The 14,453-nt window shown below is 69.0% G+C and carries 12 protein-coding genes; 3 read left to right on the top strand and 9 right to left on the bottom strand.

The genetic code is table 11. The features are described from left to right. Positions 1-2: 2 nt before the first annotated feature. Genes HNR40_RS10225 through HNR40_RS10260 form a run of 8 tightly spaced genes read right to left on the bottom strand, consistent with a single transcriptional unit; the run spans position 3 to position 9,818 of the window. Positions 3-824 (bottom strand): carbohydrate ABC transporter permease, encoded by an 822-nt coding sequence (locus HNR40_RS10225; RefSeq protein WP_184960072.1) that lies wholly within the window; start codon positions 822-824, stop codon positions 3-5. 9 nt (positions 825-833) lie between these two features. After that, positions 834-1,766, bottom strand: coding sequence for a carbohydrate ABC transporter permease (locus HNR40_RS10230; RefSeq protein WP_184960074.1), 933 nt, complete (start codon positions 1,764-1,766; stop codon positions 834-836). Continuing rightward, a complete protein-coding gene (locus tag HNR40_RS10235) occupies positions 1,766-3,061 on the bottom strand; it encodes an ABC transporter substrate-binding protein (protein WP_184960076.1) in 1,296 nt (431 codons plus the stop codon). The genes HNR40_RS10230 and HNR40_RS10235 overlap by 1 nt, the downstream gene beginning before the upstream one ends. Positions 3,062-3,080: 19 nt before the next feature. Then, positions 3,081-3,821, bottom strand: coding sequence for an SDR family NAD(P)-dependent oxidoreductase (locus tag HNR40_RS10240; RefSeq protein ID WP_184960078.1), 741 nt, complete (start codon positions 3,819-3,821; stop codon positions 3,081-3,083). Further along, positions 3,818-4,999, bottom strand: a complete 1,182-nt coding sequence (locus HNR40_RS10245; protein ID WP_184960080.1) for an ATP-NAD kinase family protein — start codon at positions 4,997-4,999, stop codon at positions 3,818-3,820. Before HNR40_RS10245 ends, HNR40_RS10240 begins: the two co-directional genes overlap by 4 nt. A 3-nt stretch (positions 5,000-5,002) precedes the next feature. Next, on the bottom strand, positions 5,003-6,568 hold the full coding sequence (gcvPB, locus tag HNR40_RS10250) for an aminomethyl-transferring glycine dehydrogenase subunit GcvPB (protein ID WP_184960082.1): 1,566 nt from the start codon (positions 6,566-6,568) through the stop codon (positions 5,003-5,005). Then, positions 6,565-7,887 carry an aminomethyl-transferring glycine dehydrogenase subunit GcvPA gene (gcvPA, locus tag HNR40_RS10255; RefSeq protein ID WP_184960084.1) on the bottom strand — a complete coding sequence of 441 codons (1,323 nt, stop codon included), beginning with the start codon at positions 7,885-7,887 and terminating at the stop codon, positions 6,565-6,567. The genes gcvPB and gcvPA overlap by 4 nt, the downstream gene beginning before the upstream one ends. Then, on the bottom strand, positions 7,884-9,818 hold the full coding sequence (locus HNR40_RS10260) for a beta-galactosidase (protein WP_312896268.1): 1,935 nt from the start codon (positions 9,816-9,818) through the stop codon (positions 7,884-7,886). The genes gcvPA and HNR40_RS10260 overlap by 4 nt, the downstream gene beginning before the upstream one ends. 110 nt (positions 9,819-9,928) lie before the next feature. On the opposite strand from HNR40_RS10260, the gene HNR40_RS10265 reads away from it, so the two are divergent. Beyond that, positions 9,929-10,573, top strand: a complete 645-nt coding sequence (locus tag HNR40_RS10265; protein ID WP_184960088.1) for a GntR family transcriptional regulator — start codon at positions 9,929-9,931, stop codon at positions 10,571-10,573. 64 nt (positions 10,574-10,637) lie between these two features. After that, a complete protein-coding gene (locus tag HNR40_RS10270) occupies positions 10,638-11,603 on the top strand; it encodes a pirin family protein (protein WP_184960090.1) in 966 nt (321 codons plus the stop codon). Between the two features lie 3 nt (positions 11,604-11,606). Here HNR40_RS10270 and HNR40_RS10275 read toward each other — a convergent pair whose 3' ends face one another. Continuing rightward, on the bottom strand, positions 11,607-12,842 hold the full coding sequence (locus HNR40_RS10275; protein WP_184960092.1) for an alkyl sulfatase dimerization domain-containing protein: 1,236 nt from the start codon (positions 12,840-12,842) through the stop codon (positions 11,607-11,609). A gap of 165 nt (positions 12,843-13,007) precedes the next feature. On the opposite strand from HNR40_RS10275, the gene ngcE reads away from it, so the two are divergent. Beyond that, positions 13,008-14,450, top strand: a complete 1,443-nt coding sequence (gene ngcE, locus HNR40_RS10280; protein ID WP_184960094.1) for an N-acetylglucosamine/diacetylchitobiose ABC transporter substrate-binding protein — start codon at positions 13,008-13,010, stop codon at positions 14,448-14,450. The last annotated feature ends 3 nt before the right edge of the window (positions 14,451-14,453 follow it).

Raw genomic sequence — 14,453 nt, forward strand, 5'->3', positions numbered from 1 at the left:
GGTCAGCGTCCTCCGAGGCCGGAAGCGGCCATCGAGTTGATGATCTTCCGCTGGCCGATCAGGAAGGCGATCAGCGTGGGCACGACCGCGATCGAGGAGGCGGCCAGGATGAGGCCGTAGTCGATCGCGCCGAACTGCTTGGCGTAGGTGGCCAGCAGCATCGGCACCGTGAACAGCTCGGGCGTGTTGAGGAAGATCAGCGGGAAGAAGTAGGAGTTCCAGGCGGCGAGGAAGGCGATGATGCCCATCGCGCCGAGGCCCGGCTTGATGTTGGGGAGCACGATCCGCCAGAAGATCGTCCAGCGGTTGGCGCCGTCGATCCTGGCCGCCTCCTCCAGCTCTACCGGGACCGCCCGGATGAACTGGCGCAGCAGGAAGACGGCGAACGGGTTCACGATCGTCGGCACGATCAGCGACATGTGCGAGTCGACCCAGCCGAACTTGGCCAGCATCAGGTAGAGCGGGACGATCGTCACCTGCGGCGGGACCATCTGGGTGGCCAGGAACAGCACGAACAGCGCGCCGGAGCCGCGGAACTTGATGCGGGCGAAGGCGTAGGCGGCCATCGCCGAGGTCAGCAGCGTCAGGGCGACGTTCACGACCGCGATGTAGAAGCTGTTCCAGAAAGCGCCCAGGATGGTGCTCCCGGTCAGCACCTCGACGTAGTTCTGCGGCAGCCAGGGGCTGGGCAGCCAGTCGGTCGGGTTGTTGAGCATCTGGTGCGTGCCCTTGAAGGACGTCAGCAGCATCCAGACGAAGGGGAACAGCATCAGGAGCCCGCCGACGGTCAGCGAGACGTGCAGGGCTACCTGCCTGGTTCGCATGGCGGATCCCTAGGAGTCGTAGTGGACGAAGCGCTTTTGCGCGGCGAACTGGACGAGCGTGACGATCAGGGTGAGCAGCAGCAGGAGGATCGACGCGGCGCTGCTCATGCCGAACTCGAACTTCTGGAAGCCCAGCTCGAACACGCGGAACACGATCGTCTGAGCGCCCTCGTTGTCCTTCGGGTCGACCAGCACGTAGATCAGGTCGAACGCCTGCAGTGAACTGATCACCGCGACGATCGTGGAGAAGAAGATCGTCGGAGACAGCAGCGGGAGCGTGACCCGGCGGAAGATCTGCACGGGGCTCGCCCCGTCGATCCGCGCCGCCTCGAAGACCTGCGGCGGGATCGTCTGCAGACCGGCCATGAAGATGACCACGTTGAGTCCGAGCGAGGACCAGATCGTCACCACCGCGATGGAGACGACCACCCACTGGGGGCTGCCCAGCCAGTCGGGCGCGGTGATGCCGAACCAGTTCTTCAGCGAGGTGTTCAGCACGCCGTTCTCGTCGTTGGCCAGGATGACCTGCCAGATCAGCGCGACCGCCACCGAGCTCGTGACCACCGGCATGAAGTACAGCACCCGGTAGAAGTTGCCGCCCTTGATGCTGTTGAGCCCCACCGCGATGAGAACGGCCAGCGACAGGCCGATGGGCACGGTGATCAGCGCGATCTTGACGGTGTTCCAGACCGCCCGGCCGAACTCCGGGTCGCCGAGCTGGGCGGCGAAGTTGTCGAACCCGACCCAGCTCTGGTTGCCGAGCCCGTCCCACTTCATGAACGCCAGCACGAGCGCGAAGCCCAGCGGCACCACCAGGAACACGATCAGGCCGATGACCTGGGGCGCGAGGAAGAAGGCGGCCCACAGGCCGTCCCGGCTCCGCACCTTCCCCTTGGGGGAGGCGTGGGCCGGGGCGGTCCTGGGGCGGGTGAGAGTGGCCACTAGCCGAGCTTGCCTTCAACGAGTTTCTGCAGCTCGGTCATGCCCTGGTCGAAGGGGACCTTGCCCTGCCACACCTTCATGAGGTGCTCGTTGATGTCGGCGGTCAGACCGGGCACGGCGACCTCCTCCGGGTAGTTGGCGAACCCGTTGTCGCGCACGTCGATCAGGGTCTGCGCGTGCTCGGGGTAGCCGTCCAGGACGACCGACTCGGCGCCCTTGATCGACGGCACGGCGCCGCCGCCCTTCATGCGGGTGATCTGGCCTTCCTTGCTGACGAAGTTCGTGAAGAACTGGAAGGCCTCCTTCGCGTGCGGAGTGTCCTTGTTGATCGCCAGGTAGGAGGCGGCCACGGCGCCCGACATCGGCTTCCCGTCCGGGGAGGGGAAGGGCACGATGTCGTAGTTGGCCTTGTCGCCGCCCTTCTTGAGGATGTCGATCACCCAGCGGCCGCCGGCGTAGAAGCCGGCCTTGTGCTTGAGGAACTGGGTGTTGCCGCCGTTGCTGGCCGGGAGCAGGTCGATCGAGACGAACGTCTTGTCCTGGTAGCCCTTGGCCAGCGTCTGCAGCGCCTCGCGGGACTTGGGGTCGGTGGTCGCGGTGAACTTGCCGCCGTCCCACGCCTTGCCGCCGAAGCCGTGGATCATGCTGTACGTGGAGCCGTACCAGTTCCAGAACAGGGAGCCGGACCTGCCGGACTTGACCAGCTTCTGGCTCATCTCCAGGTACTTGGGCATCGTCCACTGGCCCGCGGCGTAAAGCTCGGCCGGGTTCTCGGTGATGCCGGCGTCCTTGAGCGCCTGCTTGTCGAACCAGAGGACCTCGGGGTTGACGTCGTTCGGGACGCCGTAGATCTGGCCGTCCTTCTTGGCGCCGCCGTACACGCCGTCGAAGAAGTCCTCGGGCTTGCTCTTGGAGTCCGCGCTCGCGAGCTGGTCGTTGAGCGGGGTCAGGACACCGGCCTGGACGAACTTGCCGATGTTGTCGTCGCCCACGAAGAACACGTCGGGCGCGGTCTTGCTGGTCAGCTGGGTGAGGAGCTTGGGGTGGTAGTCCTCGTACTTGGCCACCGGCTCGAGCTTGAGCTTGATGTTGGGGTTCTTGCTCTCGAACTCCTTGACCAGGGGCTCGTAGAGCTTCATGTCCTCCGCCGACCCCCAGGCCGACCAGCGAATGGTCACCGGGCCGCCGGCGGCGTCCTTGCCGCTGGAGCCGGGGACGCCCGGTGCGCCGCCGCCGCCACTGCATGCCGTGGCAGCGATCGCGAGGATGCCGATGACGGCCGCCGCACGCTTCATGTCTTACTCCTGAGGGGTGTTACGCGAGCCCGCCGCCGTCGACGACGAGCGCTGATCCGGTGATGTAGCTGGCGGCGTCACTCGCCAGGAAGAGCACGGCCTGAGCGATCTCCTCGGGGGTGCCCGAGCGACCCATCGGCCGGTCGGCGGCGTCCTTCTCGAACGCCGCCCAGTCCTCGTTGAGCTGCTTGGCCTCGTCGCGCAGCATGGGGGTGTTGGTGTCGCCGGGATTGACGGAGTTGACGCGGATCCCGGCCTTGGCGTGGTCGATCGCCAGCGCCCTGGTCATGTTGACCACGGCCGCCTTGGAGGCGCAGTAGGAGATCGCGTTGCCGCCGCCCTTGAGGCCCCAGCCCGAACCGGTGTTGACGATCGAGCCGCCTTCGGTCATGGCCGGGATGGCGTACTTGCTCATGAGGAAGACCGAGCGCACGTTGACCGCCATGACCCGGTCCCACTCCTCGACGTCGAGGTCGAGCGCGGTGGTGCGGCGGATGATGCCGGCGTTGTTGAACAGCACGTGCAGGCCGCCGTAGGTCTCGACCGCGGTGCGGACGATCTGCTCGCAGTCCTTCGGCTGCGACACGTCGGCCTGTACGGCGGTGCCGCCGACCTCCTCGGCCACGGCCCGCGCCCCGGCGGCGTCGACGTCGGCGACGACGACCTTCGCGCCCTCCTTGGCGAACAGGATCGCGGTCGCGCGGCCGATGCCCGAGGCACCGCCGGTGACGATCGCTACCTTGCCGTCGAGCGTGCTCATATCTGGAACTCCTCACTTGCCGGACAGATCCGGTAGATCGTGCTTTCGCGGTATCCGGTGATCACCCGGGCGTGTCCGCTGAGCTTGCTGTCTGTCTCTTCGTCGCCGGTGTCGGCCAGCAGCGGACGGCCGTTGAGCGTGGCCAGCTTCTGCTGGGTGGCCAGCACGATCAGCTCCCCTCCGCCGGCCCTGACCGCGTCGAGCACCCGGGGCGAGACCTGCTGGTTGCCGCGGCCGAGCACGAAGCCCTGCCCGCCGATCACCGACAGGACCAGCGCCGACCGCTCGCCGCGCACCAGCTCGAACAACTCGGGCTCCGAGACGTCCGCACCGACCACGACACCACCGACGCCGCCGAATCCCGAGCCGCCACGCTCGACCACGTCCACGCCCAGCAGCGTCGTGGCCAGCCCCAGTTCCCTGCCCACGGCCAGCGTGGTCGCGCCGGGGCCCAGGACGTAGCGGATGCCGGGGCGCATCGTGGCCACGACCTCGCGGGCGATGCCCTCGACGGTCCCCTCGGCCGTCGCGGACGAGCCCGCCTTCCTGCCCGACAGCGCCGCACGGGCCGCGGGGACCCTGAGCGAGCCGTACAGGCGTGGACTGACCTCGCCGCGGCGGTAGAGCTCCTCGTCGAGATCCACCACCTCGGCCTCGGCCGTCGTGCCGTCGAAGTCGGCGGCCACGAACCCGGCCGTGGCCGGGCTGATCGCGAAGCAGCCCGAGTAGACCTTGACCCCCGCCGGGATCCCGAGGACCGGAGGGGCCGCTTCACCGAGCTCCTGGACGGCGTCCAGGACGTCGCGCGCGGTGCCGTCGCCGCCGGCGAACAGCAGCAGGTCGACGTCGGCCAGCGCGGCCACCGCCGCCCTGGTGTCCTCCGCCGTCGTCAGTCCCACCCCGCCGGCGATCCGGCCGGGCTCCGGGTGGTGGGGGGCCGGTGGCCGCACCAGCTCGTGGGCGCCTTCGACACCCATCGGGCCGGGGACCGTGGCGATCCGGACGCCGGGACGGCGGGCGAGCAGCGTGCGGACGGCCTGCGCCGCCCGCTCCCCCGCCCGCGGCCGCGCGCCCCTGGCCAGGGCCTCGCGCTGGACGTCGGTCCCGTCGCTGCCCTTGAGCCCGGCCGAGCCGCCCAGCCCGGCCACCGGATTGACCACGAACCCCACGGTGAACATGGCTCAGCCCTGGCCCGACAGGTGCTTGCGCACGTAGGCGCGCCAGGTGGGCGCCCACTGCTTCGGGTCGTCCAGCGACGTCATGTCGATCTTGTGGATCGTCTGGTTGTACGGCGCGCCCTTGACGAACTCAGGGTCCCGGCGCGCCTCGTCGGCGACGTGGGCCAGGATCGCGGCGTACTCGTCGAGGTCCTCCTTGGCGTAGGACTCGGTGGGCTCCAGCGTGAAGGGCTCGGGCACCAGGTAGGGGTGGTGCGAGGTCCAGTAGTGGACGCCGAAGTCCGCGGCGCGGGTGCCGATCTCCTCCGAGTGCACGCCGGTCTCCTCCGACAGCTGCTGCCAGGAGTAGCGGGCCTGCTCGACGTGGCGGCTGTTCCATGGGACGGAGGCGCCGGGAATCTGGAGGATCTTGTGCATGAGGTAGTTGTTGTTGAGCACCGCGGTCTCGGCGACCTGGCGGAGCCCTTCCGCGCCCAGCGACATGATCCACGCGTAGGCCCGGACGACGTTCGGGGTGACGCCGAGGAACGGGCGGATCTTGCCAACGGACTTTTCCGGATATTTCAGCACAAAACGCTCATTGCCGTCGAATTCCACCCGGTCGACGGTCGGCTCGGGCAGGAACGGCTCCAGCGCCGGCGCGACACCACAGGCGCCCGCCGCCGGTCCGCCGCAGGAGTGCGGGGTGGAGAACGTCTTGTGCAGGTTGAAGTGGCACAGGTCGAAACCGACGTCGCGCGCCCGGGTGATGCCCAGGATGCCGTTGGCGTTGGCCTGGTCGTAGCAGGCCAGGCCGCCCACCGAGTGCACCAGGTCCACGAACTCCTTGATGCGCGAGTTGAAGACGCCCGTGTCCTCCGGGTTCGTGATCATCAGCGCGGCGGTGCGCGGGCCGATGGCCGCCTTCAGCGCCTCGATGTCCGGCAGGCCCTCGGCGTCCGGCATCAGCGTGATGACCTCGTACCCGGCGGTCTTGGCGCAGGCCGCGTTGGACGGGTGCGAGAACATCGTGGTGATGACCTGGTCGCGGTGCTCGCCGCCGTTGGCGTTGTGGTAGGCGCGGATCATCGCGATGTTGGCGTAGATCGCCGCCGACCCGGAGCCCGGCTGCAGCGAGACCCGGGACATCCCCGAGATCTCCGCCAGCATCCGCTCCATGCGCCAGTAGATCTCCAGCACGCCCTGCACGGTGTCCTCGTGCTGGTGCGGGTGGAGCGGATTGGTCGCCTTGGCGAACAGGTCGTTGACCTTGGGGCTGTACTTCATCGTGCAGGTGCCCTGGCCGACGTCGATGTTGAGGTCGAAGCCCAGGTTCTCCTGCGACAGCCGCAGGTAGTGCCGCAACACGTGCAGCTGCGACATCTCGGGCAGCTTCGGCGCGTGCTCCCGACGCACCGACGCGGGCAGCTCCACCCCGGGCCCCTCGGCCTGGGGCACGGCGATGCCGCGCCGTCCCGGCCGGGAGAGCTCGAAGATGATCGGCTCGTCCCACCGGGCCTGGTGGAAGCGGCGCAGCGGCGGCTTGGGCGCCACCGGCAGCTCGGCGAACGACTCTCCGTGACCGCTCATGCGCCCAGAACCTCCTTGACGGCCGCTGCGAGCCGGTCGATGTCGTCGGTGGAGTGGCACTCGGTCACGCACACGAGCACCGTGCGGTCGTCGAGGGCGACGCCGCCGAAGATCCCCTTGTCCCGCAGCCCGTCCAGGAGCGCGCCGGACGAGGGCACCTCGATCGCGAACTCGCGGAAGTGCACGGCGTCCCTGTGCCGCACGGTGACGTGCCTGCCCAGGGCGTCCATGGCGTAGCGGGTACGCGACAGGACCGTCTCGCCGAGCTCCTTCATGCCCTCCGGGCCCATGAGCGCCAGGTAGACACCGGCCGTGATGCCCCAGAGGGCGGCGGCCGTACCGACCCATTCCTTGCCCTCTTCGCGGTGGGCGAAGGAGGTGCGGTCGTAGTAGACGTCGCCGAAGCCGTACTCGCCGGGGACCTTCGTCGGCGCGATGCCGAACAGGCGCGAGGGGAACTCGGCGACCAGCGGCTCGTGGTCCTGGGTGGCGATGTAGCCGGCGTGGCCGCCGCCGTAGCCCGGGTGCATGCCGAGCGGCTGGATGTCGCCGCAGGCGATGTCGGCGCCGTAGGCGGCCGGGGGCGCGAGGACGCCGAGGGAGATCGGGTCGGCGCTGACGACCAGCAGCGCGCCGTTGGCGTGCGCCAGGTCGGCCAGCTCCTTGCCCCGGGTCTCGACCACGCCGTAGACGTTCGGGGTCTCCAGGTAGATCGCGCCGAAGGTGTCGTCGATCTCGACCTCGCCGATCTCGCCGTTGGCGGCGACCGGCGCGAAGACCATCTCGATGTCGTGGCTGAGGAAGTCACGCAGCTTGCTCAGCTTCTCGGCGGCGATGGCGCCGCTGAGCAGGACCTTGGGCCGGCCGGTGTAGCGGCAGGCCATCCGGATGGCGGTGCCGGACGCCTGGTAGCCGTCGTAGGTGGGGACGTTGACCACGTCCATCTCGAGCAGCTCGCCCATCATGCTGACGTACTCGAACAGGGCCTGGAAACGCCCATGGTCCTCGTACGGCTCGCCGGCGTAGGCGGTGAGGAACTCGCTGCGCGAGTTGACCTCGTCGCAGACGGCCGGGACGTAGTGCGCGTAGCTGCCGTGCCCGAGGAAGCTCAGCCCGGCCACGTTCTTGGCGAACAGGCCCTCCATGTGGCGCACCAGGTCCTGCTCGGCCACCAGCGGCGCGGGCAGGTCGAGGGGGCGGTTCAGCCGCAGCTCGGCCGGGATGTCGGCGTAGAACTCCTCGACGCTCCGCGCGCCGACGGCGGCCAGCATCTCGGCCCTGACACCCGGCTCGGTGTTCGGGATATAGGGGTGTGTCAACGGATCTCCTTCAACACGATGGCGTCTCGGGGGGCGAGCTCGATCTCGCCGTGGAGGGTGGTCTGGGTGAGCAGGTCCTCGCCCCGGTGCGGGAGCGTGACCCGCCGGGTCTCGGCCGTGTGGTTGAGCAGGAAGAGGTACGCGCCCCTCCGCACGGCCTCCACCCCCTCGGGAACCTCGACGCCCTTGACTGCCGCGCGGGCGAGCACGTCGTCGAGGATCGGCGTCACGTCGTCGAGCAGGCAGCTCAGGTAGGTGGCCCGGCCCTTGCGGGTGATCGCGGGCCGCCCGTCGAGGTCGCCGCCCCGGTAGCGGGCCAGCACCTCGGCGTCGATCGGCCGCAGCCACTCCGCCCACGTGTGCGCGCTCCCGCCGTCCACGGGCCGGCGGACGCCGTCGGGCAGCGGCCACCACTCGTCCACGGCCACGCCGAGCAGCTCGCGCAGCGGTCCGGGCGCGCCGCCGTCGTGCACCTGGTCGTTGGCGTCGACCACGCCGCTGAACGGCCCCACGACCAGCTCTCCCCGGTACGTCGCGAGCTCGTCACCGGCGAGGTAGAGGTTGGGCGCGATCACCAGCTTGTAGCCGGACAGGTCCCGGCCCGGCGGCGTCAGGTCCACCGCGATGCCACGCGCGTGCAGCGGCGCGTACCAGGCCAGCAGCAGGTCCTTGAGCTTGAGCCGGTTGGACGGCATCGACTCGGGCGCCTCCAGGCCCCACCAGCTGTCCCAGTCGAGGACCAGGGCGACCTCGGCGTCGCCGTGGGAGCCGGCGACCTCGCCGAGCTTGCGCAGGTCGGCGCCCAGGCGCAGGGTGTCCTGCCAGCCCCGGGTGGCGGTGCCGCCGTGCGGGAGCATCGCGGAGTGGAACTTCTCCGGGCCGTACTTGGCCTGGCGCCACTGGAAGAACATGACGCCGTCGGAGCCGTGGGCCAGCGCCTGCAGGCTGTGCAGGCGCATCATGCCGGGCGGCTTGGGCGCGTTGACCTCGCGCCACGACACGGCGCTCGGGGCCGACTCCAGCAGCAGCCACGGCTGCCGCTTCAGCGAGCGCATCAGGTCGTAGCTGAGCGCCACGGCCACGTGCGAGCGCGGGTCGGCGGGGTCGGGGTAGGCGTCGTCGCTGACGAAGTCCTCGGCGGCGGCCCACTTCCAGTAGTCCAGGCCGTGCAGGATGCTCATGAAGTTCGTGGTGACCTTGACCTCGGGGGTCACCCGGCGCAGCACGGCCTTCTCGGCCTCGAAGAGCTCCAGCAGGGCGTCGCTGCAGAAGCGGCGCCAGTCGAGCAGCTGCGCGGGGTTGACCGGGCCGGGGGCGGTGCGGGGCGGCTCGACCTGGGCCAGGTCGGTGTAGTGCTGGCCCCAGCAGGAGGTGCCCCAGGCGGCGTTGAGGCCGTCGGCGTCCTTGTAGCGCTCGGCCAGCCAGCGGCGGAAGTGCCGGGCCGACTCCTCGCAGAAACACTCGAGGGTGTGGTCGGCGTACTCGTTGCCGATGTGCCACATGGCCAGGGCGGGGTGGTCCTTGTAGCGCTCGGCCATCGCCTCGGCCAGCCGTACGACGTGGTCCTTGAAGACCGGAGAGCTGGGGCAGTAGCCCTGCCGGGAGCCGAACTCCAGCCGCACGCCGTCGGCGCTCACCGGCATCACCGAGGGGTGCTCACGCACCAGCCACGGCGGCGGGGTGGCGGTCGCGGTGGCCAGGTCGGCGGCGATCCCGTGCTCGTGCAGGAGGTCGAGGACGCGGTCGAGCCAGCCGAAGTCGTACTCGCCTCTTCTCGGCTCCAGCCGTGACCACGAGAACACGGCGACGGTGGCCATGTTCACGCCGGCCTCGGCCATCAGACGCATGTCCTCGGCCCAGACCTCCTCGGGCCACTGCTCGGGGTTGTAGTCCCCGCCGAACAGCAACCCCGGCACCCGGGTCAGCCCCACTCTTGCTCCTCTTGTGCTGTGTACTATTTTGTACACAGAATTCATAGTGCAGTATTTTGCATCACGTCAAGCGCTACGCTGATCAGGGAAGATCACACCGAAGGAGTGCCATGCCGATCGAGCGGCGACCACTGCGCGAGCAGATCAGGGACGAGCTCTTGAGAAGGCTCGATCGCGGCGACTTTTCCGCGGGCACGGACATCAACGAGGCGGCGCTCGCCGGTGAGCTCGGCGTCAGCCGCACTCCCCTGCGTGAGGCGCTCATCACACTCGCCGGCGAGGGCGTGCTGGAGAGCTCTCAGGGCCGGGGCTTCCGGTTCGCGCCGGTGAGCAAGAGGGAGTTCAGGGAGCTGTGCGAGATCGTCGCCGCCCTGGAGTCGCTGGCGCTGGAGACCTCCGACCCCGGCTACCTGCGCAAGATCGCCCCCGAGCTGCTACGGCTGGCGCGCGACTTCCCCGACCCGGTCGCCGAGCAGCAGATCATAGAACGCCACGACGACGAGTGGCACGACCTGCTGCTGAGCGGTTGTCAGAACGAGCGCCTGCTGGACCTGATCACCAGCGTCAAGGCCGGCATGCGGCGCTACGCCCACCTGATCGCCGGCGACGACGCCCCCTTGGAGCGCGAGGCGGCCGAGCACTGCGAGGTGGCCGAACTGCTCATGGCCGGACACCTCGACAAGGCTACGGAGGCGCTGCGCGACAACTGGGTGAACGGGATGGAGCGCATGATGTCCCGCATCCCGTCCGCTTAGAATCCGGAATAGTTGAAAGATAAACTGGGTTAGGCCCTGCAGACACCGCAGGAAGGAGCCCGACATGCCCGCCGTAACCGTTGAGAACCCGCTCACCCTCCCGCGCATCCCGGCCCACACCGGTCCGCAGCGCAAGGTGATGGCGGTGGAGACCGCGCCCACCGGCTTCGAGGGCGAAGGCTTCCCCGTACGCAAGGCCCTGGCCGCCATCAAGCCGCAGTACCTCGACCCGTTCGTCATGATGGACCAGATGGGCGAGGTCGACTACGCCGCGGGCGAGCCCAAGGGCACCCCGTGGCACCCGCACCGCGGCTTCGAGACCGTCACGTACATGATCGACGGAGTCATGGACCACCTCGACTCCAACGGCGGCGGCGGCACGATCACCAACGGCGACACCCAGTGGATGACGGCCGGCGCCGGCATCCTGCACAAGGAGGCGCCGCCGGAGTGGCTCGTCCAGAAGGGCGGCCTGTTCCACGGCATCCAGCTCTGGGTCAACCTCCCCGGGTCCAAGAAGATGATCGCCCCCCGCTACCAGGACATCGGCAGCTCCAGCGTCGTCCTGCTCAGCAGCGACGACGGCGGCGCGCTGGTGCGCCTGATCGCCGGGGACCTGGGCGGGCACGCCGGGCCCGGCTCCACCCAGACGCCCATCACGCTGCTGCACGCCTCGATCAGCCCCGGCGCCCGCCTGACGCTGCCCTGGCGCAGGGACTTCAACGCGCTCGCTTACGCGCTGTCCGGGAACGGCGGCGCGGGCGCGGAGAAGACCGCGTTCGGCAGTGGGCAGCTGGCCGTGTTCGACGGGTTCGGCAACCGTCCCGGACTGGCCACCTCGGGTGAGGCGATCACGCTCACCGCGGCGCCCCGGTCGGCGCTGGAGGTGATCGTCCTGGGCGGCGAGCCCATCGGCGAGCCGGTGGCCCACTACGGGCCGTTCGTCATGAACACGCGGGCCGAGCTGGTTCAGGCCTTCGAGGACTACCAGGCGGGCAAGCTGGGCGTCATCCCGGCCGAACACGCCTGACCGCTAACGGACCCGTTTTTCTGATTCCGCCGCGGCCCAGGCGAAGACGCTTCTGGCCATCAGCGACTGTTCGCCCGCCGCTCTGGCCGCGAAGACCTCGGCGCGGACCCGGTGCACGCCCGGGTCGCCGGGGGCGGCCAGTGCGGCCATCTCGGCCAGGTGGCCGGCCAGGCGCTCGTCACCCTCGCCCAGGGCCTTCAGCGCGGCGTCGGCCAGCACCGAGGCGCCGCCTGCCAGGTCGGCGACCGCCGCCGCCACCGCGGCGTCCGGGGCGGGCTTCAGGGTGGCGGGGTTGCCGTCGTACCAGCCGCCGTACAACCGCCAGAGGTTCCTGACCACGAACTCGGGCTCGTCGTAGCGGGCACGCAGGTACGGCCGGTCGGCCAGGTGCGCCGGGGGGCGTACCGTGTGCATGATCTCGTCCAGGCGGGCGCCGGCGTTGAGGAGGCCGAGCGCCTGGGTGACCAGGGACTCCAGCCATTCCGCCGTCTCCAGGAGCGCGGTGCGGATGCGGTCGCGGCCGAAGATGGGCGCGCCGTGGCTCGGGAGCATGATCTCGGCGTCCAGGGCGGCCATGCGGCGCAGGGCGTGGACCCACTCACGCGGGTAGCGCTGGACCTTCTGCGGATTGCCGCAGTTCGGGGTGACCCAGATGAACAGGTCGCCGGGCAGCAGGAGCTTGTGTTCCGGGACGTAGCCGACGCTCGCGTCGTCGGTCTCGCCCTTGGCGTGGAAGAGGTCGAAGGTGAGGCCGCCGCGCCGTACCGTCAGGGAGTCGTCGTAGGTGACGTCGGGGTGGCGGTAGTCCATGGGCCAGCGCAGGTTCGGGGCCTGGAACTGGCGCTGGTTGATGATCGCGTTGTAGCCGTTCGTCAGCACATAGCGGTGGAAACGGGCTACAACTGCCTGGTGGGCGTAGATCGTCGCGCGGGGTCCGGACTCCTCGAAGGGCGCGGTGCCGAAGACGTGGTCGATGTGGCCGTGGGAGTAGAAGGCCGTGGTCAGCGGGGCCTTCGACCAGGCGCGTACGTCGGTGTGGAGCTGCCCGGCCGAGAAGGGGCTGCTGGTGTCGAAGAGGACCAGTTCGCCCTCGGTCTCGAAGGTGATCACGTTGCCGAAGCCCGGCCACCACCCGAGCCCGTCCGCGATCGGCTGGACACCCTTGCCGTCCATGCCCGTGTCCACGATGCTGTCGTCCGACTCGCCGTTCCAGATACGGTCCGCGTACTCCTCAATCATGGGCATAACCTTGTTCTAGAACACCATTCTAGGCAAGGGGTCACGGAAGCGCCTCACAAGGTCACGGGTCGATTGCGCCCTCTTGACGGGAGTCACCGGACATTCATACGTTCGGCAAAACGTTTAGGAAACTTTCCTAATTGATCCCCTTCAGGAGAGATCAGTATGTCCCACCCGGGAGAGATCACACGGCGCCAGCTGCTGCGCCGGATCGGCCTGACCGCGTTCGTCGCCGGCCCCGGGGTGGGCCTGCTCTCAGCCTGCGCCACCGGCGGCACCACCGCGGCTCCGTCCGCCTCCGCCCCCGCCTCCAGCGCCGGCACCGACCCGAAGAACCCCTTCGGCGTCGACGCCAAGAAGGGCCTCGAGGTCGTCATCTTCACCGGCGGCTTCAAGGACGACTACGCCAAGCTCGTCCACGAGGCGATGTACACCAAGTCCTTCGCCGGCGTCTCCATCAAGCACACCGGCACCCAGAACGTCGGCACCATGCTGCGTCCGCGCTTCCTCGCCGGTGACGCCCCCGACGTCGTCAACAACTCCGGCCCCGAGGCCATGGACGTGGCCGCGCTGGCCGCCGAGGGCCACGTCGCCGACCTGGGCCCGCTCTGGGACGCCCCGGCGCTCGACGACCCGGGCAAGAAGGTCCGCGACACCGTCACCCCGGCCGCGATCGAGGAGGGCAAGCTCAACGGCAAGGACATGACGCTCAACTACGTCGTGTCCCACCGCGGGCTCTGGTACAACAGCAAGCTCTTCGAGAAGGAGGGCTGGACGCTCCCGCAGACCCTCGACGAGTTCAAGGCGCTGGGCGACAAGGCCAAGGCCAAGGGCATCCACCTGTTCGCGTACCCGGGCCAGAAGGGCCCGTACTACATGCTGTGGAACATGCTCTACCAGGCCGCGAAGATCGGCGGCAACCAGGCCATCATCGACATCGACAACCTGGTGGACAACGCCTGGAAGTCGGAGGCGTTCAAGGCGTCCGTGACCGCCTGGCACGAGATCTTCACGAAGTACAGCGACAAGTCCTACCTCGGCCTGGACCACACCCAGACCCAGATCAAGCACCTGCAGGACAAGTTCCTCTTCTACCCGACCGGCTCCTGGCTGGAAGGCGAGATGGCCAAGGACAAGCCGGACACCTTCGAGTACGCCCTCGCGCCGTTCCCCACCGTCACCGCCAACGACACGATGCCCTACGGCGCCATCCAGGTCGGCACCGGCGAGGTCTTCTTCGCCACCGCCAAGGGCAAGAACCCGCAGGGCGCGCTGGAGTACCTGCGCATCATGCTCTCCAAGGAGGGCGCGAAGGGCTTCGTCGAGCAGACCAAGAGCCTCACCATCGTGAACGGCTCCGCCGAGGGCGTCGACCTGCCCCCGGGCCTGGCCTCGGCCAACAAGGTGCAGACCGCCGCCGGTCAGAGCCTCATCACCTCCGCCCGCTTCGAGGGCTGGTACAAGGAGCTGTTCGACTACGCCTGGGCGCAGCAGAACATCCTCATGGGCGGCCGCATGACCGTCGACGAGTTCCTGGACAAGGTCCAGAAGAAGGCCGACGACATCAAGGCCGACTCCTCCATCGCCAAGCAGACCAGGAACGCGTAACTC

This window comes from Nonomuraea endophytica (assembly GCF_014203235.1).
GTDB classification, from domain to species: domain Bacteria; phylum Actinomycetota; class Actinomycetes; order Streptosporangiales; family Streptosporangiaceae; genus Nonomuraea; species Nonomuraea endophytica.

What these genes read in the sequence shown, in the direction of transcription:
- HNR40_RS10240 (WP_184960078.1), bottom strand. Translation starts at nt 3,821, where the DNA reads ATGAGCACGCTCGACGGCAAGGTAGCGATCGTCACCGGCGGTGCCTCG.
- ngcE (WP_184960094.1), top strand. Translation starts at nt 13,008, where the DNA reads ATGTCCCACCCGGGAGAGATCACACGGCGCCAGCTGCTGCGCCGGATC.
- HNR40_RS10235 (WP_184960076.1), bottom strand. Translation starts at nt 3,061, where the DNA reads ATGAAGCGTGCGGCGGCCGTCATCGGCATCCTCGCGATCGCTGCCACG.
- HNR40_RS10225 (WP_184960072.1), bottom strand. Translation starts at nt 824, where the DNA reads ATGCGAACCAGGCAGGTAGCCCTGCACGTCTCGCTGACCGTCGGCGGG.
- HNR40_RS10270 (WP_184960090.1), top strand. Translation starts at nt 10,638, where the DNA reads ATGCCCGCCGTAACCGTTGAGAACCCGCTCACCCTCCCGCGCATCCCG.
- HNR40_RS10275 (WP_184960092.1), bottom strand. Translation starts at nt 12,842, where the DNA reads ATGATTGAGGAGTACGCGGACCGTATCTGGAACGGCGAGTCGGACGAC.
- HNR40_RS10265 (WP_184960088.1), top strand. Translation starts at nt 9,929, where the DNA reads ATGCCGATCGAGCGGCGACCACTGCGCGAGCAGATCAGGGACGAGCTC.
- gcvPB (WP_184960082.1), bottom strand. Translation starts at nt 6,568, where the DNA reads ATGAGCGGTCACGGAGAGTCGTTCGCCGAGCTGCCGGTGGCGCCCAAG.
- HNR40_RS10245 (WP_184960080.1), bottom strand. Translation starts at nt 4,999, where the DNA reads ATGTTCACCGTGGGGTTCGTGGTCAATCCGGTGGCCGGGCTGGGCGGC.